The 24,399-nt window shown below is 54.1% G+C and carries 25 protein-coding genes and 2 pseudogenes; 16 read left to right on the top strand and 11 right to left on the bottom strand.

The annotated features are described in order from the left end of the window. Window positions 1-17: 17 nt before the first annotated feature. The 14 genes from pduJ (at window position 18) to pduX (ending at window position 10,588) form a co-directional block, all read left to right on the top strand. On the top strand, window positions 18-293 hold the full coding sequence (gene pduJ / locus J4617_RS01015; RefSeq protein ID WP_001057755.1) for a propanediol utilization microcompartment protein PduJ: 276 nt from the start codon (window positions 18-20) through the stop codon (window positions 291-293). Window positions 294-296: 3 nt separating this feature from the next. Continuing rightward, window positions 297-779, top strand: a complete 483-nt coding sequence (pduK, locus tag J4617_RS01010; RefSeq protein ID WP_001284393.1) for a propanediol utilization microcompartment protein PduK — start codon at window positions 297-299, stop codon at window positions 777-779. Beyond that, window positions 779-1,411, top strand: coding sequence for a phosphate propanoyltransferase (gene pduL, locus J4617_RS01005; protein ID WP_017465521.1), 633 nt, complete (start codon window positions 779-781; stop codon window positions 1,409-1,411). Before pduK ends, pduL begins: the two co-directional genes overlap by 1 nt. Next, entirely contained in the window at window positions 1,408-1,899 is a 492-nt protein-coding gene (gene pduM, locus J4617_RS01000; RefSeq protein WP_017465520.1) for a propanediol utilization microcompartment protein PduM, read from the top strand. Before pduL ends, pduM begins: the two co-directional genes overlap by 4 nt. A 3-nt stretch (window positions 1,900-1,902) precedes the next feature. Beyond that, complete coding sequence (gene pduN, locus J4617_RS00995; RefSeq protein WP_000549825.1) at window positions 1,903-2,178, top strand: propanediol utilization microcompartment protein PduN; 276 nt, start codon at window positions 1,903-1,905, stop codon at window positions 2,176-2,178. A 9-nt stretch (window positions 2,179-2,187) separates the two neighbouring features. Continuing rightward, window positions 2,188-3,198: a two-domain cob(I)yrinic acid a,c-diamide adenosyltransferase PduO gene (gene pduO, locus J4617_RS00990; RefSeq protein ID WP_001029486.1), complete on the top strand. Its 1,011-nt coding sequence runs from the start codon at window positions 2,188-2,190 to the stop codon at window positions 3,196-3,198. Continuing rightward, entirely contained in the window at window positions 3,195-4,589 is a 1,395-nt protein-coding gene (gene pduP / locus J4617_RS00985) for a CoA-acylating propionaldehyde dehydrogenase PduP (protein WP_017465519.1), read from the top strand. The genes pduO and pduP overlap by 4 nt, the downstream gene beginning before the upstream one ends. An 11-nt stretch (window positions 4,590-4,600) precedes the next feature. Beyond that, the gene (gene pduQ, locus J4617_RS00980; RefSeq protein WP_017465518.1) at window positions 4,601-5,713 is read left to right on the top strand and encodes a 1-propanol dehydrogenase PduQ; all 1,113 of its coding nucleotides are present in this window, start codon (window positions 4,601-4,603) and stop codon (window positions 5,711-5,713) included. Then, a complete protein-coding gene (gene pduS / locus J4617_RS00975; RefSeq protein WP_017465517.1) occupies window positions 5,710-7,065 on the top strand; it encodes a cobalamin reductase PduS in 1,356 nt (451 codons plus the stop codon). Before pduQ ends, pduS begins: the two co-directional genes overlap by 4 nt. Window positions 7,066-7,067: 2 nt before the next feature. Beyond that, complete coding sequence (pduT, locus tag J4617_RS00970; protein ID WP_000075772.1) at window positions 7,068-7,622, top strand: propanediol utilization microcompartment protein PduT; 555 nt, start codon at window positions 7,068-7,070, stop codon at window positions 7,620-7,622. Continuing rightward, window positions 7,622-7,972 (top strand): propanediol utilization microcompartment protein PduU, encoded by a 351-nt coding sequence (gene pduU, locus J4617_RS00965; protein ID WP_000441103.1) that lies wholly within the window; start codon window positions 7,622-7,624, stop codon window positions 7,970-7,972. The genes pduT and pduU overlap by 1 nt, the downstream gene beginning before the upstream one ends. A gap of 4 nt (window positions 7,973-7,976) precedes the next feature. Beyond that, window positions 7,977-8,429, top strand: a complete 453-nt coding sequence (gene pduV / locus J4617_RS00960; protein ID WP_000826277.1) for a propanediol utilization protein PduV — start codon at window positions 7,977-7,979, stop codon at window positions 8,427-8,429. Continuing rightward, window positions 8,414-9,628, top strand: coding sequence for a propanediol utilization propionate kinase PduW (gene pduW, locus J4617_RS00955; protein ID WP_000120657.1), 1,215 nt, complete (start codon window positions 8,414-8,416; stop codon window positions 9,626-9,628). The genes pduV and pduW overlap by 16 nt, the downstream gene beginning before the upstream one ends. 93 nt (window positions 9,629-9,721) lie before the next feature. Further along, window positions 9,722-10,588: an L-threonine kinase PduX gene (pduX, locus tag J4617_RS00950; RefSeq protein WP_001808089.1), complete on the top strand. Its 867-nt coding sequence runs from the start codon at window positions 9,722-9,724 to the stop codon at window positions 10,586-10,588. 33 nt (window positions 10,589-10,621) lie between these two features. Here the strand turns inward: pduX and J4617_RS00945 are convergent, their stop codons facing one another. From J4617_RS00945 to J4617_RS00910, 8 genes and pseudogenes are all read right to left on the bottom strand, one after another. After that, on the bottom strand, window positions 10,622-10,957 hold the full coding sequence (locus J4617_RS00945; RefSeq protein ID WP_000450405.1) for a DUF496 family protein: 336 nt from the start codon (window positions 10,955-10,957) through the stop codon (window positions 10,622-10,624). A gap of 244 nt (window positions 10,958-11,201) precedes the next feature. Next, the gene (locus J4617_RS00940) at window positions 11,202-12,260 is read right to left on the bottom strand and encodes an FUSC family protein (protein ID WP_001200858.1); all 1,059 of its coding nucleotides are present in this window, start codon (window positions 12,258-12,260) and stop codon (window positions 11,202-11,204) included. Window positions 12,261-12,378: 118 nt separating this feature from the next. Next, window positions 12,379-12,846 carry a DNA gyrase inhibitor SbmC gene (gene sbmC / locus J4617_RS00935; RefSeq protein ID WP_000384326.1) on the bottom strand — a complete coding sequence of 156 codons (468 nt, stop codon included), beginning with the start codon at window positions 12,844-12,846 and terminating at the stop codon, window positions 12,379-12,381. A gap of 152 nt (window positions 12,847-12,998) precedes the next feature. Next, entirely contained in the window at window positions 12,999-14,171 is a 1,173-nt protein-coding gene (gene dacD / locus J4617_RS00930) for a serine-type D-Ala-D-Ala carboxypeptidase DacD (protein WP_000925042.1), read from the bottom strand. Window positions 14,172-14,294: 123 nt separating this feature from the next. After that, complete coding sequence (phsC, locus tag J4617_RS00925; protein WP_001092559.1) at window positions 14,295-15,059, bottom strand: thiosulfate reductase cytochrome B subunit; 765 nt, start codon at window positions 15,057-15,059, stop codon at window positions 14,295-14,297. Next, a complete protein-coding gene (gene phsB / locus J4617_RS00920) occupies window positions 15,056-15,634 on the bottom strand; it encodes a thiosulfate reductase electron transport protein PhsB (protein ID WP_001016236.1) in 579 nt (192 codons plus the stop codon). The genes phsC and phsB overlap by 4 nt, the downstream gene beginning before the upstream one ends. A gap of 14 nt (window positions 15,635-15,648) precedes the next feature. After that, window positions 15,649-17,925, bottom strand: coding sequence for a thiosulfate reductase PhsA (gene phsA / locus J4617_RS00915; RefSeq protein ID WP_000028228.1), 2,277 nt, complete (start codon window positions 17,923-17,925; stop codon window positions 15,649-15,651). Between the two features lie 259 nt (window positions 17,926-18,184). After that, window positions 18,185-18,277 (bottom strand): annotated as a pseudogene (locus tag J4617_RS00910) (heavy metal-binding domain-containing protein); the annotation flags it as partial. Between the two features lie 266 nt (window positions 18,278-18,543). Here J4617_RS00910 and sopA point away from each other — a divergent pair. Further along, window positions 18,544-20,892: an SPI-1 type III secretion system effector HECT-type E3 ubiquitin transferase SopA gene (gene sopA / locus J4617_RS00905; RefSeq protein WP_017465516.1), complete on the top strand. Its 2,349-nt coding sequence runs from the start codon at window positions 18,544-18,546 to the stop codon at window positions 20,890-20,892. Between the two features lie 129 nt (window positions 20,893-21,021). Here the strand turns inward: sopA and J4617_RS22865 are convergent. After that, window positions 21,022-21,099: pseudogene (locus J4617_RS22865) on the bottom strand (hypothetical protein); the annotation flags it as partial. A gap of 159 nt (window positions 21,100-21,258) precedes the next feature. Here J4617_RS22865 and sbcB point away from each other — a divergent pair. Beyond that, entirely contained in the window at window positions 21,259-22,689 is a 1,431-nt protein-coding gene (gene sbcB / locus J4617_RS00900; RefSeq protein ID WP_017465515.1) for an exodeoxyribonuclease I, read from the top strand. A gap of 135 nt (window positions 22,690-22,824) precedes the next feature. Here sbcB and plaP read toward each other — a convergent pair whose 3' ends face one another. After that, a complete protein-coding gene (gene plaP, locus J4617_RS00895) occupies window positions 22,825-24,183 on the bottom strand; it encodes a putrescine/proton symporter PlaP (RefSeq protein ID WP_001519005.1) in 1,359 nt (452 codons plus the stop codon). Then, on the bottom strand, window positions 24,173-24,235 hold the full coding sequence (gene yoeI / locus J4617_RS00890; RefSeq protein ID WP_096335044.1) for a membrane protein YoeI: 63 nt from the start codon (window positions 24,233-24,235) through the stop codon (window positions 24,173-24,175). The genes plaP and yoeI overlap by 11 nt, the downstream gene beginning before the upstream one ends. Window positions 24,236-24,399: the final 164 nt, after the last annotated feature.

Below are 24,399 nucleotides of genomic sequence, written 5' to 3'. Positions count from 1 at the left end.
AACAGGAGAACTGCAGTATGAATAACGCACTGGGACTGGTTGAAACAAAAGGGTTAGTAGGCGCCATTGAAGCTGCCGACGCCATGGTGAAATCCGCCAACGTACAGCTGGTGGGCTACGAAAAAATTGGTTCTGGCCTGGTTACCGTCATGGTTCGCGGCGACGTCGGCGCGGTTAAAGCAGCCGTAGATGCCGGCAGCGCGGCGGCAAGCGTAGTGGGTGAAGTGAAATCCTGCCACGTTATCCCGCGTCCGCACAGTGATGTTGAGGCCATTTTACCGAAATCAGCCTAATCGATGGCGAATAAGGAGCACCGCGTGAAGCAATCACTGGGATTACTTGAAGTTTGTGGTCTGGCACTGGCTATCAGCTGCGCCGATATCATGGCGAAATCCGCTTCTATCACGCTGCTCGCCCTCGAAAAGACCAATGGTTCAGGCTGGATGGTGATTAAAATTACCGGTGATGTGGCCTCCGTGCAGGCGGCCATCACCACCGGTGCGCAATTTGCCGAACAGCGGAATGGTCTGGTGGCCCACAAGGTTATCGCCAGGCCCGGAGAAGGGATCCTGCTCGCAGAGACACCCTCTCCCTCCGTCATTGAACCTGAGCCTGAAGCGTCAGAGATAGCTGATGTCGTTTCTGAAGCGCCAGCCGAAGAGGCCCCGCAGGAATCAGAACTGGTCAGCTGCAATCTGTGTCTGGATCCAAAATGTCCGCGCCAGAAGGGCGAACCTCGTACGCTTTGCATTCATTCTGGCAAGCGAGGTGAAGCGTAATGGATAAAGAGCTTCTGCAATCAACGGTCAGTAAAGTTCTTGACGAGATGCGCCAGCGTCCTATTCCGCTGGGCGTCTCAAATCGTCATATCCACCTGTCCGCGCAGGATTATGAGCAGCTATTTCCTGGCCATCCCATCAGCGAAAAAAAAGCGCTACTGCAGCCGGGACAATATGCTGCGGAGCAAACCGTCACCCTGGTAGGGCCGAAAGGACAGCTCAAAAATGTGCGCCTGCTCGGCCCGCTGCGCTCGGTAAGCCAGGTGGAAATTTCGCGTACCGATGCGAGAACGCTGGGGATTGCCGCGCCGCTGAGAATGTCCGGCAACCTGAAGGGGACGCCGGGCATCCGCCTGGTCAGCCCCTTTGCCGAACTGGAGCTGCCTTCCGGGGTTATCGTCGCGCAGCGGCATATCCATATGTCGCCGCTTGATGCGCTGATCCTGCGGGTTTCCCACGGCGATATGGTCTCCGTGGCGATTGAAGGCGACGATCGCGGGCTGATTTTCAACAACGTGGCGATTCGCGTTTCACCGGACATGCGCCTCGAAATGCACATTGATACCGATGAAGCCAACGCCGCTGGTGCCGATAACCCGCATGCCTTTGCCCGGCTGGTAGGCCCGCGATGAACGGCGAAACCCTGCAGCGCATTGTCGAGGAGATTGTCTCCCGGCTGCATCGCCGTGCCCAGAGCACGGCGACGCTGAGCGTTACGCAACTTCGCGATGCCGACTGTCCAGCACTGTTCTGTCAGCACGCGTCGCTGCGCATCCTGCTCGTCGACCTGCCGCTGCTGGGTCAGCTTGCGGATGCAGAAACCGACGATGCCGCCGCCCGGAAAATTCACGACGCGCTGGCGTTTGGCATCCGCGTACAGCTCAGCCTGCACAGCCAGTTGCTGCCGGTTATCCCGGTAAAAAAACTGGCTCGTCTGCCGCTGGTATTCACCGACGAGCACGGACTGCCGCTGGTTCTGCATGCGGGTTCGGTGCTGAGCTATCACGATGTCGCGCTGCTAAGCCGGGGGCGTCTGGTTGTCCACCGCAAATGCATCGTGACCGCCATGGCGCGTGACGCGGCCAATGCGCGGAATATTCAATTAATTAAGCAGGAGTAAATCATGCATCTGGCACGAGTCACGGGCGCGGTTGTCTCCACGCAAAAATCACCTTCTTTGATTGGGAAAAAGCTGCTGCTGGTGCGTCGGGTCAGCGCCGATGGCGAACTCCCCGCCTCGCCCACCTCCGGCGATGAAGTGGCCGTGGACTCCGTCGGCGCGGGCGTCGGCGAACTGGTTTTGCTCAGCGGCGGCTCCAGCGCCAGGCACGTTTTTTCCGGGCCAAATGAGGCCATCGACCTCGCCGTTGTCGGCATTGTAGATACGCTTTCGCGTTAAGGGGCGGTTATGGCGATTTATACCCGAACAGGTGACGCTGGCACCACATCACTGTTTACCGGCCAGCGGGTGAGCAAAACCCACCCGCGGGTTGAAGCCTACGGCACGCTGGATGAGCTGAACGCCGCGCTGAGCCTGTGCGCCTGCGCCGCTGCGGATGAAAATCACCGCACCTTACTCGAGGCCATCCAGCAGCAACTTTTTTGGTTTAGCGCAGAGCTGGCCAGCGACAGCGAGCAGCCGTCGCCCAAACAGCGCTACATCAGCAGCGAAGAGATTTCGGCCCTGGAAGCCGCTATCGATCGGGCAATGGCCCGCGTCGAACCGCTGCACAGCTTTATTTTACCCGGACGCTGCGAAGCCGCGAGCCGATTACATTTTGCCCGCACGCTGGCGCGCCGCGCCGAACGCCGTCTGGTTGAACTGGCAACTGAAGTCAACGTACGCCAGGTGCTGATGCGCTACATCAACCGCTTATCGGACTGCCTGTACGCCCTGGCCCGCGCGGAAGATAGCGATGCGCACCAGGCCAACATCATCCGCGAAGTTAGCAAGCGCTATCTGGCTGCCAGCCAGCCGACCCGCAGCAAGGAGACAACGCCCGTGGCCCTCTCATTCCACGATCTGCACCAGCTCACCCGCGCCGCCGTTGAACGCGCGCAGCAACTGCAGGTTCCGGTAGTCGTCAGCATCGTTGACGCGCACGGCACGGAAACTGTGACCTGGCGGATGCCGGACGCCCTGCTGGTCAGCAGCGAGCTGGCGCCGAAAAAGGCCTGGACCGCAGTGGCGATGAAAACGGCGACCCATGAGCTGAGCGATGTCGTTCAGCCGGGCGCCGCGCTTTACGGTCTGGAAAGTCATTTACAGGGAAAAGTGGTCACCTTTGGCGGCGGTTACGCCCTGTGGCGCGACGGCATATTAATTGGGGGTCTTGGCATCAGCGGCGGCAGCGTTGAGCAGGACATGGACATAGCACAGACCGCCATCGCGGCTATTAACGTGGGAACTCATCAATGAATACTTCTGAACTCGAAACCCTGATTCGCACCATTCTTAGCGAGCAATTAACCACGCCGGCGCAAACGCCGGTCCAGCCTCAGGGCAAAGGGATTTTCCAGTCCGTGAGCGAGGCCATCGACGCCGCGCACCAGGCGTTCTTACGTTATCAGCAGTGCCCGCTAAAAACCCGCAGCGCCATTATCAGCGCGATGCGTCAGGAGCTGACGCCGCTGCTGGCGCCCCTGGCGGAAGAGAGCGCCAATGAAACGGGGATGGGCAACAAAGAAGATAAATTTCTCAAAAACAAGGCTGCGCTGGACAACACGCCGGGCGTAGAAGATCTCACCACCACCGCGCTGACCGGTGACGGCGGCATGGTGCTCTTTGAATACTCGCCGTTTGGCGTCATCGGTTCGGTCGCCCCAAGCACCAACCCGACGGAAACCATCATCAATAACAGCATCAGCATGTTGGCGGCGGGCAATAGTATTTACTTTAGCCCGCATCCGGGCGCGAAAAAGGTCTCTCTGAAGCTGATTAGCCTGATTGAAGAGATTGCCTTCCGCTGCTGCGGCATCCGCAATCTGGTGGTGACTGTAGCTGAACCCACCTTCGAAGCGACCCAGCAGATGATGGCCCACCCGCGCATCGCAGTACTGGCGATTACCGGTGGTCCGGGCATTGTGGCAATGGGCATGAAGAGCGGTAAGAAGGTGATTGGCGCGGGCGCGGGTAACCCGCCCTGCATCGTCGATGAAACAGCGGACCTGGTGAAAGCGGCGGAAGATATCATTAACGGCGCGTCATTCGATTACAACCTGCCCTGCATTGCCGAGAAGAGCCTGATCGTAGTGGAGAGCGTCGCCGAGCGTCTGGTGCAGCAAATGCAAACCTTCGGTGCGCTGCTGCTAAGCCCTGCCGATACCGACAAACTCCGCGCCGCCTGCCTGCCAGAAGGCCAGGCGAATAAAAAACTGGTCGGCAAGAGCCCATCGGCCATGCTGGAAGCCGCCGGGATCGCTGTCCCTGCAAAAGCGCCGCGTCTGCTGATTGCGCTGGTTAACACTGACGATCCGTGGGTCACCAGCGAACAGCTGATGCCGATGCTGCCGGTGGTAAAAGTTAACGATTTCGATAGCGCGCTGGCACTGGCCCTGAAGGTTGAAGAGGGACTGCATCATACCGCCATTATGCACTCGCAGAACGTGTCGCGCCTGAACCTCGCGGCCCGCACCCTGCAAACCTCGATATTCGTCAAAAACGGCCCCTCTTATGCCGGGATCGGCGTCGGCGGCGAAGGCTTTACCACCTTCACTATCGCCACGCCAACCGGTGAAGGGACCACGTCAGCGCGTACTTTTGCCCGTTCCCGGCGCTGCGTACTGACCAACGGCTTTTCTATTCGCTAACTGAGGTCGCGATGAATACCTTCTCACTACAAACGCGGTTGTACAGCGGTCAGGGCAGCCTGGCGGTGCTCAAGCGCTTTACCAATAAGCACATCTGGATAATCTGCGATGGCTTTCTGGCTCGCTCGCCGCTGCTGGATACCCTGCGTAACGCGCTGCCCGCAGATAACCGCATCAGCGTCTTTAGCGAGATAACGCCGGACCCCACCATCCACACAGTGGTTCAGGGCATTGCGCAAATGCAGGCTCTGCAACCGCAGGTGGTGATTGGTTTTGGCGGCGGCTCGGCAATGGACGCGGCGAAAGCGATTGTCTGGTTTAGCCAGCAGAGCGGGATCAACATCGAAACCTGCGTGGCGATCCCGACCACCAGCGGCACCGGCTCGGAAGTGACCAGCGCCTGCGTAATTAGCGACCCGGATAAAGGCATCAAGTATCCGCTGTTCAACAATGCGCTGTATCCGGATATGGCGATCCTCGACCCGGAGCTGGTGGTCAGCGTGCCGCCGCAGATTACCGCCAACACCGGTATGGACGTGCTGACCCACGCCCTGGAAGCGTGGGTGTCACCGCACGCCAGCGACTTTACCGACGCGCTGGCGGAAAAAGCCGCCAAACTGGTGTTCCAGTATCTGCCCACGGCGGTGGAAAAAGGCGACTGCGTGGCGACACGAGGAAAAATGCACAACGCCTCAACGCTCGCCGGGATGGCCTTCAGCCAGGCGGGGCTGGGGCTTAACCACGCTATCGCCCACCAGCTTGGCGGACAGTTTCATCTGCCGCACGGGCTGGCCAATGCGCTGCTGCTCACGGCGGTGATCCGTTTTAACGCCGGAGTTCCACGCGCCGCCAAACGCTACGCGCGGATGGCCAAAGCCTGCGGCTTTTGCCCGGCAGAAGCCAATGATATCGCGGCAATCAATGCGCTGATTCAGCAAATCGAACTGCTTAAGCAACGCTGCGCCCTTCCCTCACTGGCCGTTGCGCTTAAAGAAGGAAGATCCGACTTTTCCGCACGCATTCCGGCGATGGTGCAGGCTGCACTGGCGGACATCACGTTGCGCACCAACCCGCGCCCGGCCAACGCCGAGGAAATTCGCGAACTGCTGGAGGAACTGCTATGAGTACCGCCGTCAACGTCGTTGAAATGTCTTATAGCGCTGATGAAATTCGCGAGCGCGTTCGCGCAGCGGGCGTTGTCGGCGCGGGCGGCGCAGGTTTTCCCGCTCACGTCAAACTACAGGCGCAGGTAGAGATTTTTCTGGTGAACGCCGCCGAGTGTGAACCGATGCTCAAAGTTGACCAGCAACTGATGTGGCAGCAGGCCGCGCGTCTTGTTCGCGGCGTGCAGTACACGATGACGGCAACCGGCGCGCGCGAAGGGGTGATAGCCCTGAAAGAAAAATACCGCCGGGCCATCGACGCCCTCACCCCACTACTGCCAGCCGGTATCCGCCTGCATATCCTGCCGGATGTATATCCCGCGGGCGATGAGGTGCTGACTATCTGGATGGCAACCGGCCGCCGGGTCGCCCCGGCTGCGCTACCGGCCAGCGTCGGCGTGGCCGTCAATAACGTGCAAACGGTGCTGAATATTGCCCGGGCGGTTGAGCAGCAGTTTCCGGTCACTCGTCGCACGTTGACCGTGAACGGCGCAGTCGCCAGACCGTTGACCGTTACCGTTCCTGTCGGCATGTCACTGCATGAAGTGCTGGCACTGGCGGGCGGCGCAACGGTCGACGACCCTGGTTTTATTAACGGCGGCCCGATGATGGGTGGCCTGATTACTTCTCTTGATAACCCGGTAACAAAAACCACCGGCGGCCTGCTGGTGCTCCCCAAAAGCCATCCGCTTATCCAGCGCAGGATGCAGGACGAGCGCACGGTGCTTTCCGTGGCGCGCACGGTCTGCGAGCAGTGCCGACTGTGTACCGATCTCTGCCCACGGCATCTGATCGGCCACGAACTCTCTCCGCACCTGCTGGTGCGGGCGGTGAACTTTCATCAGGCTGCCACGCCGCAGCTGCTGCTGAGCGCCCTTACCTGTTCGGAATGCAACGTTTGCGAAAGCGTGGCCTGTCCGGTGGGGATCTCGCCGATGCGCATCAACCGCATGTTAAAACGCGAGCTACGGGCGCAAAACCAGCGCTACGAAGGGCCGCTGAATCCGGCCGACGAGATGGCGAAATATCGCCTCGTGCCGGTGAAGCAGCTGATCGCCAAACTGGGACTAAGCCCCTGGTACCAGGAAGCGCCGCTGGTTGAAGAAGAACCGTCAGTAGAAAAAGTCACTTTGCAGCTGCGCCAGCATATTGGTGCCAGCGCGGTAGCGAACGTTGCGGTGGGAGAACGCGTGACGCGCGGGCAATGCGTTGCTGATGTCCCGCCTGGCGCGCTCGGCGCACCCATTCACGCCAGCATCGACGGCGTTGTATCGGTCATCAGCGAACAGGCCATCACGGTTGTAAGAGGTTAACCATGTCTCAGGCTATAGGAATTTTAGAACTCACCAGCATCGCCAAAGGGATGGAACTCGGCGATGCGATGCTGAAAAGCGCCAACGTCGATCTACTGGTCAGCAAGACCATCTGTCCGGGGAAGTTTTTACTGATGCTGGGCGGCGATATCGGCGCTATCCAGCAGGCCATTGAAACCGGTACGTCGCAGGCCGGCGAGATGCTCGTCGACAGCCTGGTGCTGGCGAATATTCATCCCAGCGTACTTCCGGCCATCAGCGGCCTGAACAGCGTCGATAAGCGCCAGGCGGTAGGTATCGTCGAAACCTGGAGCGTGGCGGCCTGCATTAGCGCCGCAGACCGGGCGGTGAAAGGCTCAAACGTCACCCTGGTGCGGGTGCATATGGCCTTCGGTATCGGCGGTAAATGCTACATGGTGGTGGCGGGCGACGTTTCTGACGTCAATAACGCCGTGACGGTTGCCAGCGAAAGCGCGGGCGAGAAAGGGTTGTTGGTTTACCGTTCGGTGATCCCACGCCCGCATGAAGCCATGTGGCGACAGATGGTGGAGGGGTAATGGAAAGACAACCGACAACGGATCGCATGATTCAGGAATACGTGCCGGGGAAACAGGTCACTCTCGCGCACCTGATTGCTAATCCAGGGAAAGATCTCTTTAAGAAGCTGGGCCTGCAGGATGCGGTGTCCGCCATTGGCATCCTTACCATCACGCCGAGCGAAGCATCGATTATCGCCTGCGATATCGCCACCAAATCCGGCGCGGTGGAAATTGGTTTTCTCGATCGCTTTACCGGTGCCGTGGTGCTGACCGGCGACGTTTCTGCCGTCGAGTATGCCCTCAAGCAGGTAACGCGCACGCTGGGCGAAATGATGCAGTTCACCACTTGCTCGATCACCCGGACGTAACGTCATGAAGCGTTTGATGTTTATCGGCCCCAGCCAGTGCGGAAAAACCTCGCTGACCCAAAGCCTGCGCGGCGAAGCGCTCCATTATAAGAAAACCCAGGCCATTGAATGGTCGCCGATGGCCATCGACACGCCGGGCGAATACCTAGAGAACCGCTGCCTGTACAGCGCCCTGCTAACCAGCGCCTGCGAGGCCGACGTTATCGCCCTGGTGTTAAATGCCGACGCCCAGTGGTCGCCCTTTTCTCCGGGGTTTACCGCCCCGATGAACCGCCCGACGATTGGCCTGGTCACCAAGGCCGATCTCGCCGAGCCGCAGCGTATTTCGCTGGTTGCGGAATGGCTTACGCAGGCTGGCGCACAGCAGATTTTTATTACCAGCGCGCTGAATAACTCGGGTCTCGACGCCGTGCTGGATTTTCTGAATTCGAAGGAACCTTTATGTCTTACAAAATAATGGCCATTAACGCCGGTAGCTCATCGTTAAAATTTCAGCTGCTGGAGATGCCGCAGGGCGACATGCTCTGTCAGGGGCTGATTGAGCGTATCGGTATGGCAGATGCGCAGGTGACAATTAAGACGCACAGCCAAAAATGGCAGGAAACCGTCCCCGTTGCCGATCATCGCGATGCGGTAACGCTGCTTCTGGAAAAGCTGCAGGGTTATCAAATCATTAACAGTCTGCGGGACATTGATGGGGTGGGCCATCGTGTGGCGCACGGCGGTGAGTTTTTTAAAGACTCGACGCTGGTCACGGATGAAACGTTAGCGCAAATCGAACGTCTTGCTGAACTGGCCCCGCTTCACAACCCGGTAAACGCGTTGGGTATTCACGTTTTTCGTCAACTGTTGCCTGATGCCCCTTCCGTAGCCGTGTTTGATACGGCATTTCACCAGACGCTGGATGAACCCGCCTATATTTACCCGCTTCCCTGGCATTATTACGCGGAACTGGGGATTCGCCGTTATGGCTTTCATGGCACCAGCCATAAGTATGTCAGCGGCGTTCTGGCGGAAAAACTGGGTGTACCACTCAGCGCATTACGGGTGATTTGTTGTCATCTTGGAAACGGTAGCAGCATCTGCGCCATCAAGAACGGACGTTCGGTCAATACGTCGATGGGCTTTACGCCGCAGTCAGGCGTGATGATGGGCACCCGTAGCGGAGATATTGATCCCTCTATTCTGCCGTGGATAGCCCAGCGCGAAAGCAAAACGCCGCAACAGTTGAATCAGTTATTAAATAATGAGTCAGGCTTGCTGGGCGTTTCTGGCGTGTCGTCTGATTACCGCGATGTCGAACAGGCAGCCAATACCGGTAACCGGCAGGCTAAACTCGCTCTCACTCTGTTTGCCGAACGCATTCGCGCCACCATTGGCAGCTATATTATGCAAATGGGAGGACTGGATGCGCTGGTATTCACTGGGGGCATTGGCGAGAACTCAGCGCGCGCCAGATCGGCGGTTTGCCATAATTTGCAATTTTTAGGCTTAGCCGTTGATGAAGAGAAAAATCAGCGTAATGCAACATTTATCCAGACGGAGAACGCCCTGGTGAAAGTCGCCGTCATCAACACCAACGAAGAGTTAATGATCGCACAAGACGTTATGCGCATTGCGCTACCGGCCACGGAAGGGCTTTGTGTACCAGCCTGAGAGGGTTATACGACGCATTGCGGCAAGTCATGGTAATAACGCTTTTACCATGACACTATGCGCGCACACTATTCGTACCTGAAAGGTGATAACGTGGCTGTTGCGCAATGCCCCGCCTCATGCGGGGAACTTATCCAGGGATGGATTCTGGGCAGTGAGAAACTGGTCTCCTGCCCCGTTGACTGGTACAGCACCGTAGCAGTCACGGCTGCGCCGCCGTTGGTAAACGAGCGTCCATTGTCGCGGGCGATGGTGGAGCGAGTTCTGGCGCACTGGCAGTATCCTGCGCACTGGAGTAACGAGATTCGCGTCGATGTGCGTTCGTCAATTCCCGTTGCCAAAGGCATGGCCAGCAGCACCGCAGATATTGCCGCTACGGCAGTGGCAACGGCACATCATCTTGGCCATTCGCTGGATGAAACCACCCTTGCACAGCTTTGCGTCTCAATCGAACCCACCGATAGCACCGTTTTTCATCAGTTAACGCTGTTTGATCATAATAATGCGGCCACGCAAATCGCCTGCGAGCCACCGCCGCCAATCGATTTGCTGGTACTGGAAAGCCCGGTCACACTGCGCACGCAAGATTACCACCGTCTCCCTCGCCAGCAGAAATTAATAGCAAGTTCACCAACCTTGCAGCAGGCCTGGAATCTGGTGCAGGAAGCCTGTATAACGCAAAATCCGCTCCGACTGGGTGAGGCGGCTACGCTTAGCGCTATCGCCAGCCAGACGCTGTTACCTAAGCCAGGATTTACCGCCCTGCTGTCGCTGGTCGAAGAGTGTGATTTATACGGATTGAACGTGGCACATAGCGGTAGCGTGGTGGGTCTGATGCTGGACCGAAAACGTCATGATATTGCGCGCCTGAAAGGTAAGCTGGCAGAGAAAAAACTTACCCGACACTGGCCAAAACAACATTTACTCAAGATGGTCACAGGCGGGGTCAAACTGCAGTGAGAGCCTGATATACGCTCCCACTGCCGTAGCGCATTATTCGGCTTTTACATCGGCGTGTTTCATTTCGCCCATCGCTTTCAGCTTTTTGGAAATGTCGCGACGCTCTTTGGAGATTTCGGCATTTTTAATGATGTAGTCATCAACGCGATCTTCATAGTCGCTTTTCATACTGGCGATGATACCCTGAATCGCCTCAACGCTCATACCTGGCTTGATGTAGTCGCTCAGGTTGTCCAGCAGCAGCACACGCTTCTGGTTGTCACGGATCTTCTTCTCAATGTCCTGAATTTCACGCTGCAGTTTATTTTTACGACGGAACAGACGAACAAACTCCAGCACGTCCTGGAAAGAAGGCTTGGTTGTTTCCATTTTTACACCCCTGATAATGTGAGATTCGGATTCGTTAAGCAACTGCTAGTGGATAAACATTACGTTTATCCCCGTCATACTTCAAGCCGCCAGAGGAAACACCGTTACGTCGCCGTCTGGGGAAACCTGAAGGTTCGGGGATAAAATCGTTGCCAGTAGCACTCATTTTATCCTTATATTAGTATCATACTCTTAATCTTTGCTGAATCGAAGCAGCAACAAATTCATTCGCCCCATCTGCTTTTTATTTGCGCAAAGCCCGGCAGATCAAATGTGAAAGCAGTTCCAACTGTCGGGCAGTTTCCATACTTAGCCAAACATAGCCGTGGATGGGGGTTTCAGCCACCGCGTCGCCCTGCTGCTCGTTCATTAGCTGCCGCAACTCGGCAGCAATATCATTCAGTTTACCGGTGTTTGCCAGTACCGGCTGCGGGTTGCCTTCAAACAACGCGTGGGCGATCGTTAGCAAGGTTTGCTGCGTCATCTGCTGGGTTTCACGCAATGTGTGCGCGTTAAGCATCACAAAATGGCTGGCGCGCGTCGCCCAGTGGGCATTGATTTGTAATTCAAGCATACAAACCAGATTGCGGTTGATGGTCTGAATGGCCTCGAAAATAGATTTTTGTATCCGGGTTTCTTTACTGGCTGGCGTTATCAGCCCGCGCATTTTGACGACATCGTTCAGCAACCGTTGCAAATGTTTATCCAACCGGGGGCGCTCCAGCAAATTCGGCGACAGCGCTGCCTGATACACCCGATTATACGCCGTGACGCAATGCGCCAGTTGGATGCGCCAGTGCAAAAAGGCGCGCTGGGGCCAGATGCCGGTAAACAACATTGCCAGTAGCGACCCCAAAATCACATCCCCGCCACGCCATAATGCCGTATTCATATCACCAGCGGGAGCGCCGACAACAACGGCGAGCGTTATGCCTATCAGTAGCGCCTGATACGGTTTTTTCCCTAAGGCCAGCCAGCCGCACAAAAACATCGCTATCGCACACCACACCAGCATCAGCGGTAAGGAAAAGAGCTCCAGGCGTAGCGCCACCAGCCCTAACGCCGCGCCCAGAATCGTACCGCCTATGCGCTCAAAAGCACGAGGCACTACATTTCCCCAGAATGAGATGGGCCCCATAATCACCACTAACGTGATTAGCGGCCATGTGCCCTCGGGAATAGAAAACAGACGAACCAGCAGAAAGGTAAGAATGAACGCCAGGGCGATACGTATGCCATGCACGATGCGATAATGACGGTACAACCGTATTTCAAAAGGGCTTAATGACTTATCGGCACGCACGCTTGCGCTCCTTACGGGAATGGCAAAAAATGCATTGTACCTGCTTTATAGCAAAAATAGCGCACTGGCGGACGGAACACATTATCCGTCCGCTCTTTTCAGCCAGGAAACCAGTCGATCACTTCCGCTGTACCGGAATATACATTTCAATATCCCAGTATCCATCTTCCATGCCGTTATTCAGATAGGTTTCAAAACAGGGCGCAGAGGCTATCTGATAAGCGCTATCCTGCTCGAGGACGTCAAAAAACCGTTCCCACGGCTTCGCAAAGTCACGGTCTTCCACTCGCGCGACAGCAGTGGCATATTCGCCGCCTTCAATGGCGGTCACGATTACGCCTTCGCTATTGTCCGGCAGGATGAAATTCTCTGCCACGGACACCACGGTATCGCAGCGGAGTTTTTCTGCAGGTACGACATCTGGATTGTCGTAATAGACGGCAATCCATTCAACTGGCACGATCCGCTGTCGATCCACCCACGTCATCAGTTGTTCAAAACCCTGCTTCACGGTGTGTTCCCATGGACCGACCATGTGGAAACCGGCTATCTTGCGTTTTTGTTCCTGCCTGATTTCGTAATCCATGCTGCCTCCGTCACTTCACCATACTGTATGAATGTACAGTATAATTACAGCCTTTTACGGTCACAAGGACAGCGTGATCATTTTGTGAGCAACCTCGCAATCCCGCCCTTTTGACACCTCAGATGACGGTGAACGGTGTGTGTGACAACGGCTTACGCTTTATGCTGAAAATAGTCGCTCAGACGAGAGAACATACCGCCTTTACCCACCGATTCCAGAGTGACCAGCGGCCACTGAGCGATCAGTTTATCCCGATCGTAGAGCTCTATTTCACCTACCTGTTGATGAGCGGCGATTGGCGCCTCCAGCTCTTTTCTATCCAGCACATATTTTGCTTTGATATGCGGAATTTCCGCTTTGGGCAGCGCCATCCAGAAATCCTGTTCCGTACCCAGCGCAATCTTTTCTTTGTCTCCATACCAGATTCGCTCGCTGCCCACTTTTTTACCGCTGTGCAAAATCTGCACCGTCGCAAAGTTTTGCTGGCCCCACTGCAACAGTTTTCGCGCCTGTTCCTCACGACCTTTCGAACTTTTCGCTCCCATCACGACGGCGATAAGTCGGCGCTGCCCGTCCACCGCCGATGCGATAAGATTAAATCCCGCCCCCGATGTGTGTCCGGTTTTAAGCCCATCGATATGCATGGTCTTATCCCATAACAAGCCGTTGCGGTTCTGCTGCGTGATGCCGTTCCAGGTCAGGCTTTTCTCGCTGTACATGTGATAAAATTCAGGTTCGCCGTGAATAATCGCCCGGGAGAGTACGGCCAGATCATACGCGGAGCTATGTTGTCCCGGCGCATCCAGACCGTGGACGGTTTCAAAATGGGTATCCTGTAAATTGAGTTTTTTCACATAGCTGTTCATCATCGCCACAAACTGCGGTTGCCCGCCCGCGATATAATCCGCCAGCGCCACACAGGCATCGTTACCGGAATCCACAATTAAGCCACGACTTAAATCGCGTACCGACACGCGATCCCCTTCTTTTAAAAACATCAACGAGGAGCCGACAAACACCGGATTATCCTTCGCCCAGGCGTCGCGCCCAACGGTGACGATATCGTCAGGGCTGATACGATGACTATCGATGGCGCGATCGACGACGTAGCCCGTCATTAGCTTGGTAAGGCTGGCGGGATTACGTTGCTGGTGTTCATTACCGGCGGTAAGAACCTGTCCCGTAGTGTAATCCATCAACACCCAGGCGCCTGCATCAATGGCTGGCGGTTGGGGAGCAAAACTTACGGCATCGGCCGCAAGCGCAGGAGAAAGGTGCATCGCGAATAAAGAAGCGGCAATAAACAAACGGCGTTTCAACAGCATGTCCTCAGGATGGTCTCTATTTGCCGTTCTTTTTACGGAAGTTCAGTTAAACAAACATGGATAAATTGCAAGAAAATGTGACACAAGGCACATTTTCTTGCTGACATTATTTTATGGATACGCTCAGACGGCGGACTTATCCCCGCGCGGCGCGGTACGATGACGATGATAGCCGTCAACCATGCTACGGAAAATTTGTCCCGGCGTGTCGCCAAGAGTACACAGATAGAGATGCGCGCAAATAAACAGTAAGCCGATGATAGCAAGCGCCATATGCAGCACCAGCATCACAGGGCCCAGACCCGCAACCTGCGGATAGAGACACAGCAAACCGGTGATGATTAACAGCGGTACCAGCGCGTACATAATCGCCAGATATGCCAGTTGTTGCAGTGGATTGAACTTATTCTGCTCTGTTGCCACGAACGGATGCGCTTCCCCTTTCATAATGCCAAAAAGGTAAAAACGCGTCTGGCGTATGCAGCGCGTTACCAGTCCGGAAAAATTTACCCGATAGTGACGCCCGTTACCTGTGGTGAGGTTGATCAGCACAAACCCGACCCAGAAAGCCAGTAAGGCAAAACCACACCAGGTATGCACTTGTACCATTAGCGCTACAGGGCCGAGAGAAAAATGACCAAATAAACCGCTTAACAGTAATAAAACAAACAGTAACGCATTTCCCCAATGCCAGCGGCGAATCGCCAGCGAGTAGAGATAGTCACGATGTTCTTCACCGCCCGCCGTTTTTGGCGCCAGCATCCGGCGCAATAACGCATGGATAACCAGCCCAACAAGCATGAGCAGCACCACGACGCCTGCGTAAATTAACCACAGCGGCCAATAATCTGGCGCATAATGTAGTTCCGCTCCCCAGATAGTATTCATGCTTTACCCTCCTGATGGACTTCTTTACGACGGTACAGACTGACCGCGCCGCTACGCGCCTCCTGCTGGCGATAGACCTCTTTCTGACCGACCCAGCGCTGGATCTCGCTCTCATCCAGTCTGCCGAATTTCAGCGCGTCCGTTGGGCAAACGGATACGCACGCCGGAGACTGGCCAGCCGCCAACCGCGTGTCGGCGCAGAAGTTACACTTGTCGGCGACACCGGTTTGCGGATTCAAATAGCGCACATGGAAAGGACACGCGGCAACACAATAATCGCAGCCAATACAGCGCGATTTATCCACCTGCACGATCCCGTTTTCATCACGATATGACGCTCCGGTAGGACAAACGCTGACACATGGCGCATTTTCACAGTGCTGACAGGAGACGCGGACAAATTGAAAATGGGTTAGTGCGTTGGATGCCTGTTCAGGGGCGCGAATTTGTACCTGTACGCGGCTAAATCCCTCCGGTACGTCATTAAGCACTTTGCAGGCAACGGTACACGCCTGGCAGCCGATACAACGTTTTTCATCATGCAGCATGACGTACTGATTCGTTAAATGATTCATGGTTCCCTCCTCCCTCATGCCCGGCTCAGCGTCACGCCTGCGGTATGCACTACCGTACCGGATACCGGACTCGTCACGTGCGGCAGTAAATTTCCGCAGTGGATACCGTGTGTCGTCGCCGCCGTTTTGGCCCCAGCTTTAGCGCCAAATCCCATATAGACAAAAAGCGTGTCCGGGCGGATACCGGGCGTCACCAGCGCCTTACCTTTCTCTTTACCCGTGGCATTTTCCAGCCAGATCTCATCGCCGGTCTTAATGCCTTTTTCTTGCGCCGTTTGCGGATGAACCCAGACCGCGTTATCCCACATTAGCTCGCTGAGTAAAGGTACGTACTGCGTCGCGCCATTGGTATGCACGGCCACCTTGCCCTGAATGAAGTAAAGCTCATTCTCTTTTTTCAGCGCAAAGTCACGAACGCGCGGAACGCCGTAGCCAGGGAGCAATTCCTCCAGGGTTGCGGAATAAAGTTCGATTTTGCCGGAGGGCGATTTGAAGCGAAGCTGTTCGCCATAGGTGTTGTCACTGTCCGTCGCGATAGCGCCGGGGTAACGCGCCGTAAACTGACGAACGGATTCTGGTTCGCGTAATAGCAGCGGAACGCCCCATTCGAGATACCCTTTCTGTCGCAGTTCCTTCGCTAAGGCATGGTCGCCGTTCAACTGATAGAGTTGGCGCGTCTGCATATCCTGCCACGGATAGTACTGCCCTAATCCCAACTGCTCGCCAAGTTCTTTCCAGATTTGCCAACTCGGACGCGCCTCGCCAATCGGCTCTACGACCTGTTGGCGCAGAGCGTAAGCCGGGTGCAGTCCCGACATATCGGATACCTCTTCGTCCCGTTCGAGATAGGTGCATTCCGGCAGCAGATAGTCGGCATATGCCGCGCTCTCGCTCAAATAGACATCGCAGCTGACCACCAGATCCAGTTGCTCAACGGTTTTTACCAGGTCCGAACGACAGGTGACGGTCTGGAAAGGATTATGCCGCGACATAATCCACGCCTTTATCGGGTAAGGCTTCTGGGTTAACGCCGAGTCAATAATGCTTTGCACCACGCCGCCGCCAGCGGCGATATATTTAAACTGCGGTGCGACCAAATCGATGCGTTGCGCCGTCGGTTTCGGCATATTTTTAATGTTGAGTTTCGCCAGCGTTGGCGCGACCTTTTCTCCGGCCAGTTTATTGTAAACAGACGCGTTTTTTTTCTGATATAGCCCGCCTTCGCGCTCAATATTACCGAGCAGCACATTAAGCGTAAAAATCATACGCCGCATATCGATCTCTTCCTGCGAGAACGTCGCGCGATGACCAGGACTGACAATAGCGTGAGGCGCGCAGGCAGCCAGTTCGCGTGTCACCCGGACAATAACGTCGGCTGGGACATCGGCCTGCGCGGCGGCCCATTCCGGCGTCGTCTCTTTTACCGCCTGTGCTAACTGTTCAAATCCGCTGGTATAACGCTCAACAAAAGACGCATCGTAGAGCTGTTCATCAATCATGACGTGGCACATCGCCAGCAGAACCGCTAAATCCCCCCCGGGACGAATAGCGTGCCACTCATCCGCCTTGCTGGAAAATATCGACAAACGCGGATCGAAGCTCACCATTTTGGCCCCCTTCTCCTGCGCGGTCATTAACTCATGGGTATCGGCAACTTCAATCCCTTCATACAAATTGTGGCCAAACGAAACCAGATAGCGCGTGTTAGCGATATCCATCGCCAGATCGCCGCCCATCATCACTTTTGCCGCAATGGCTTTCCCGGCAGGGCATGTTGAGGCGTGCGTAAAGGTATTAGGCGAACCAAAGGCCGTAGCCAGATGGAAAAGATGGCTGGAGAGCGAGCCCGATTTGGAAGAGAAAGCCACGCTCTCGGGGCCATGCTGCGCTTTGATGGCATTCATTTTCGCCGCGATTTCCTGGTAAGCCTGTTGCCAGCTAATCACCTGCCATTCACCGTCGCCGCGTGGCCCGGTGCGTTTCATAGGTTTTACAATCCGTTGCGGGTCATTGACCAGGCTGACGCCGCTCCCGCCCCTGGCGCATATGCGCGTCCCCTGCTGCGGCGCAGAAGGATTGCCCTGGATAAAAACGGTCTTGTTATTGACTACCTGCGCCTGAATAGGGCAACGAAAGGAACACATTTCGCACAAGCTTGGCGTTAGCGTGGTTTTACCGTTAATGCCGGCAATCGGGTTGCGCGCCAGCGCCCCGGGCGGAAAAGCGCCCAGCGCGCAGGCAGAGCAGCCGATGCCTACCCCCTGCAAAAAAGAACGACGACTAATGCTCATATAACCTCCTGTTATTAGATATAGCTGAAGATTATATTTAATTTGTATTATGAAATATCGGCTTCAATCACAATTTGAAATAGTTGTTAAAATGAGCATGTCAACACGATAAAACCTTTTATTTTATAAATATTTTACATTTCCTGAACACGCACATGGACTGTCATTGAATAATCAGCAGAATTACCAAACAACCCGCTGTTAATTATAAAAATGATACAATTCCAATAACACGTAATAATATTTAAAAGAAAACGATTATTTCCTGAAAAGCGATTTCACGCGCTTTACGCAGTTCTTTCTCATACGCGCCGGAACGTCCGCCGACGATATCCCGAATGCCGGCGAAAAACGCTGGTTGAGCATCGAAGCGGGTTTACTTTTGCGTGCACACGGGCTTCGTTACCCGACCCGCTCCCTTATGCCTTGATTTTTCCGCAGATACGTCAGCGTCCCACAATACGGTGACATGATGACAGGATGGACACTTTCTGAAAGAAACCTGCCAGATAACATGGTGAATTGTGATCTCCATCGCCATACCGACATATGAAGCTTACTTTTAAGGCGTTAAAAATCCAGACCGTTTTTCCATAATGATGTTGATAAGGAATTCTAATGAAGATATCATCAGGCGCAATTAATTTTTCTACTATTCCTAACCAGGTTAAAAAATTAATTACCTCTATTCGTGAACATACGAAAAACGGGCTCACCTCAAAAATAACCAGTGTTAAAAACACGCATACATCTTTAAATGAAAAATTTAAAACAGGAAAGGACTCACCGATTGAGTTCGCGTTACCACAAAAAATAAAAGACTTCTTTCAGCCGAAAGATAAAAACACCTTAAACAAAACATTGATTACTGTTAAAAATATTAAAGATACAAATAATGCAGGCAAGAAAAATATTTCAGCAGAAGATGTCTCAAAAATGAATGCAGCATTCATGCGTAAGCATATTGCAAATCAAACATGTGATTATAATTACAGAATGACAGGTGCGGCCCCGCTCCCCGGTGGAGTCTCTGTATCAGCCAATAACAGGCCCACGGTTTCTGAAGGTAGAACACCACCAGTATCCCCCTCCCTCTCACTTCAGGCTACCTCTTCCCCGTCATCACCTGCCGACTGGGCTAAGAAACTCACGGATGCAGTTTTACGACAGAAAGCCGGAGAAACCCTTACGGCCGCAGATCGCGATTTTTCAAACGCAGATTTCCGTAATATTACATTCAGCAAAATATTGCCCCCCAGCTTCATGGAGCGAGACGGCGATATTATTAAGGGGTTCAACTTTTCAAATTCAAAATTTACTTATTCTGATATATCTCATTTACATTTTGACGAATGCCGATTCACTTATTCGACACTGAGTGATGTAGTCTGCAGTAATACGAAATTTAGTAATTCAGACATGAATGAAGTGTTTTTACAGTATTCAATTACTACACAACAACAGCCCTCGTTTATTGATACAACATTAAAAAATACGCTTATACGTCACAAAGCCAACCTCTCTGGCGTTATTTTAAATGAACCGGATAATTCATCACCTCCGTCAGTGTCAGGGGGCGGAAATTTTATTCGTCTAGGTGATATCTGGCTGCAAATGCCACTCCTTTGGACTGAGAACGCTGTGGATGGATTTTTAAATCATGAGCACAATAATGGTAAAAGTATTCTGATGACCATTGACAGCCTGCCCGATAAATACAGTCAGGAAAAAGTCCAGGCAATGGAAGACCTGGTTAAGTCATTGCGGGGTGGCCGCTTAACAGAGGCATGTATCCGGCCAGTTGAAAGTTCGCTGGTAAGCGTACTGGCCCACCCCCCCTATACGCAAAGTGCGCTTATCAGCGAGTGGCTCGGGCCTGTTCAGGAACGTTTTTTTGCCCACCAGTGCCAGACCTATAATGACGTTCCCCTGCCGGCTCCTGACACATATTATCAGCAGCGCATACTGCCTGTGTTGCTGGATTCGTTTGACAGGAACAGCGCCGCCATGACCACTCACAGCGGACTCTTTAATCAGGTGATTTTACACTGTATGACAGGCGTGGACTGCACTGATGGCACCCGCCAGAAAGCTGCAGCGCTTTATGAACAGTATCTTGCTCACCCGGCGGTGTCTCCCCACATCCATAATGGGCTCTTCGGCAATTATGATGGCAGCCCGGACTGGACAACCCGCGCTGCAGATAATTTCCTGCTGCTTTCCTCCCAAGATTCAGACACGGCGATGATGCTCTCCACTGACACGCTGTTAACAATGCTAAACCCTACTCCTGACACCACATGGGACAACTTTTACCTGCTGCGAGCCGGAGAGAACGTTTCCACCGCGCAAATCTCTCCGGTAGAGTTATTCCGTCATGACTTTCCGGTGTTTCTCGCCGCATTTAATCAGCAGGCCACGCAGCGACGCTTTGGGGAGCTGATTGATATCATCCTCAGCACTGAAGAGCACGGGGAGCTGAACCAGCAGTTTATTGCCGCCACGAACCAGAAACATTCCACCGTGAAGTTGATTGATGATGCCTCAGTGTCGCGTCTGGCCACCATTTTTGACCCCTTGCTTCCTGAAGGCAAACTCAGCCCGGCACACTACCAGCACATCCTCAGTGCTTATCACCTGACGGACGCCACCCCACAGAAGCAGGCGGAAACCCTGTTCTGTCTCAGTACCGCATTCGCACGCTATTCCTCCAGCGCCATTTTCGGCACTGAGCATGACTCTCCGCCGGCCCTGAGAGGCTATGCGGAGGCGCTGATGCAGAAAGCCTGGGAGCTGTCTCCGGCGATATTCCCATCCAGCGAACAGTTTACCGAGTGGTCCGACCGTTTTCACGGCCTCCATGGCGCCTTTACCTGTACCAGCGTTGTGGCGGATAGTATGCAACGTCATGCCAGAAAATATTTCCCGAGTGTTCTGTCATCCATCCTGCCACTGGCCTGGGCGTAGTCCAGCCTCAACCCGCATGGAATTAAGGGACACAGCGTTGTGTCCCTCTGTACATAGACCCGTTTTAGTCCATGCATTTTTTGAGATCCCGGCCAGATTGCCCCTGGCCTAAATTCCATACAGTACTAAATCAGAATCAGTAATTTCAGATGGACCGGAATATGGTTTACCATAGAGGGAGCGTAGCTTAGTGTCGCTGATGGTCATTTTAGTATTTTGTACTCAATGATTTTAATGTTTATGTACTCACCATCGCATGTACGAACATTAGCAACAATATCAATTGGTGTACAAATACAATCAATCAACGACAAAATAAAAGAATAAAATATTTCATATACATATAACATCAGGCGTGTACATCAAGTGACAGTTAAAAACGACAGCATACAGAGCACATTCCTCTTCCACGATTACGAAACCTTCGGTACGCATCCGGCCCTCGACAGACCTGCGCAATTCGCCGCGCTCCGTACGGATAACGACTTCAACGTTATTGGCGAGCCGGAGGTGTTTTATTGCAAACCCGCCGATGATTATCTACCGCAGCCCGGCGCAGTGCTGATTACCGGCATCACGCCGCAGGAAGCGCGTGAGAAAGGAGAAAACGAAGCCGCTTTCGCCAGACGCATTCATGCGCTGTTTACCGTTCCTAAAACCTGCGTTGTGGGCTACAACAATGTGCGCTTTGATGATGAAGTCACTCGCAATATTTTTTATCGCAACTTTTACGATCCCTACGCCTGGAGCTGGCAGCATGATAATTCACGTTGGGATCTATTGGATGTCATGCGCGCCTGTTATGCGCTGCGCCCGGAGGGAATTAACTGGCCGGAAAACGACGACGGCCTGCCCAGCTTTCGTCTGGAACATTTAACCCAGGCGAACGGGATCGAACACAGCAACGCGCATGATGCGATGGCGGATGTCTACGCCACTATTGCGATGGCGCAACTGGTGAAAACACGCCAGCCGCGACTGTTTGATTATCTTTATAGCCACCGCAGTAAACATAAACTGGCGGCGCTGATTGACGTTCCGCAGATGAAGCCGCTGGTGCATGTCTCCGGCATGTTTGGCGCGTGGCGCGGTAATACAAGCTGGGTCGCGCCGCTGGCGTGGCATCCTGAAAACCGTAACGCGGTGATCATGGTCGATTTAGCAGGCGATATTTCTCCTCTTCTTGAGCTGGACAGCGACACCCTTCGCGAGCGGCTTTATATGGCCAAAGCCGATCTTGGCGATCACGTCGCAGTGCCGGTAAAGCTGGTGCATATCAATAAATGTCCGGTACTGGCGCAGGCGAATACCTTGCGCCCGGAGGATGCCGACCGGCTGGGAATTAACCGCCAGCACTGCCTGGATAACCTGAAAGTGTTGCGTGAAAACCCGCAGGTCCGCGACAAAGTGGTGGCGATTTTTGCCGAAGCCGAACCTTTTGCCGCCTCGGATAACGTTGATGCCCAGCTCTATGATGGTTTTTTCAGCGATGCCGATCGCGCAGCCATGAAAATCGTACTCGAAACCGAGCCGCGTAACCTGCCCGCGCTGGATATTACCTTTGTCGATAAGCGCATTGAGAAGCTGCTGTTTAATTACCGCGCACGCAATTTTCCCGGTACGCTGGATGACGCAGAGCAGCAGCGCTGGCTGGAGCATCGCCGTCAGGTGCTGACGCCGGAGTTTTTACAACAGTATGCCAATGAATTGCAGATGCTTTCTCAGCAGTATGCGGAAGATAAAACGAAGCTGGGGTTGCTGAAATCACTGTGGCAGTACGCAACCGAGATTGTGTAATTGACCAATGCCTGACGGGCATTGTTAATCCAGAGCGGATAAATAGTGACATCGCCATCCGGCAAACGTGCTGGATGACAGACAAAAAACCGGAGGCACTGCCTCCGGTTTTACTATTGCCGATAATACGCGCGATTACGCGACGTCTTCGTACTGTGGAACCGGGTTGCGGAAGCTTTTAGTTACGCACGCCAGATAAATCAGCCCGATACCCGCCCAGATCAGGCCCAGTACCATTGAGCTCTCTTCCAGGTTAACCCACAACGCACCAACCGTGAGCGCGCCGCACATCGGCAGGAACAGATACTGGAAGTGATCTTTCAACGTTTTATTACGCTTCTCACGGATCCAGAACTGCGAAATCACCGACAGGTTAACAAAGGTAAACGCGACCAGCGCACCAAAGTTAATCAGCGCCGTCGCCATCACCAGGTCAAAATTAATCGCCAGCAGCGCGATCGCCCCGACCAGGATGATGTTCATCGCTGGCGTACGCCATTTCGGATGAACGTAACCGAAGAAGCTTTTCGGGAATACGCCGTCGCGCCCCATTACGTACATCAGGCGCGCTACGCCTGCATGCGCAGCCATACCGGAAGCCAGCACGGTGATAGTAGAGAAGATCAGCGCGCCCACCTGGAAGGTTTTACCCGCCACGTACAGCATGATTTCCGGCTGAGACGCATCCGGATCTTTAAAGCGAGAGATATCCGGGAAGTACAATTGCAGGAAATAGGTTGCAAAGATGAAGATCAGGCCGCCAATCAGCGCGGTCAGGAAAATCGCACGCGGGATCACGCGCTCAGCATCTTTGGTCTCTTCCGACAGGTTACTGATGCCGTCAAAGCCGGTAAAGGAGAAGCACAGGATCGTCGCTCCCGTAATCATCGGGATAACGTGCGCATCGCCGGACCAGAACGGACGGGTGCTCGCCAGCGTACCGGCGCCTTCGCCTTCAAATACGCCATAAACCACCATGCCCAGAATGACCGCAATCAGCACCACCTGTAGCACTACAATCACGGTGTTGAAGTTAGCGACCGATTTGAGGCTGCGCAGGTTAAAGGCCGTCATAAAGGCCACCAGCGCCACGACAAACACCCATGACGGAATGGAGGGCACCAGCGCTTCAAAATAAATTTTCGCCAACAGAATGTTGATCATCGGCGCGAACAGATAATCGAGCAGAGAAGACCAACCCACCATAAAGCCAACGGTCGGGCTGATGGATTTCTGGGCATAGGTGTACGCCGAACCCGCGGAAGGGTAGCGACGCACCAGTTTCCCGTAGCTTAACGCCGTAAACAGAATCGCGATTAACGCGAATGCATACGCCGTCGGTACGTGACCGTCAGTGAGGCCTGAAACGATACCAAATGTATCGAACAGCGTCATCGGCTGCATATAGGCAAGACCCATCATTACAACCGGAACTAACGTAAGCGTTTTACGTAATTCCACGCGAGAGGTGTTTGGAGTAACGTTATGCGACATGGTCATTCTCCTTTACGGCGAATGCCGTCGCGTAAGCAAAAAATTGCCCCATTTTCTGGATTCCTCAGCGACAACAACTGTCGATTTTTAAGTAAGTATCTATCCGGTACGAAGCCCGGCCTCTTGGTATTGAATGATGTGTTTGAAGCAAAAAAATAACCGACGCGTATTAAAACGTCGGTTAGTGTCATTTTTTGCAAGCGGCGTATTCTGCCC

The organism is Salmonella sp. 32010601201800023SM (genome assembly GCF_017572235.1).
GTDB classification, from domain to species: domain Bacteria; phylum Pseudomonadota; class Gammaproteobacteria; order Enterobacterales; family Enterobacteriaceae; genus Salmonella; species Salmonella enterica.
The sequence above is the reverse complement of the archived record's forward strand: the minus strand, read 5'-3'. Positions and strand labels throughout refer to the sequence as shown.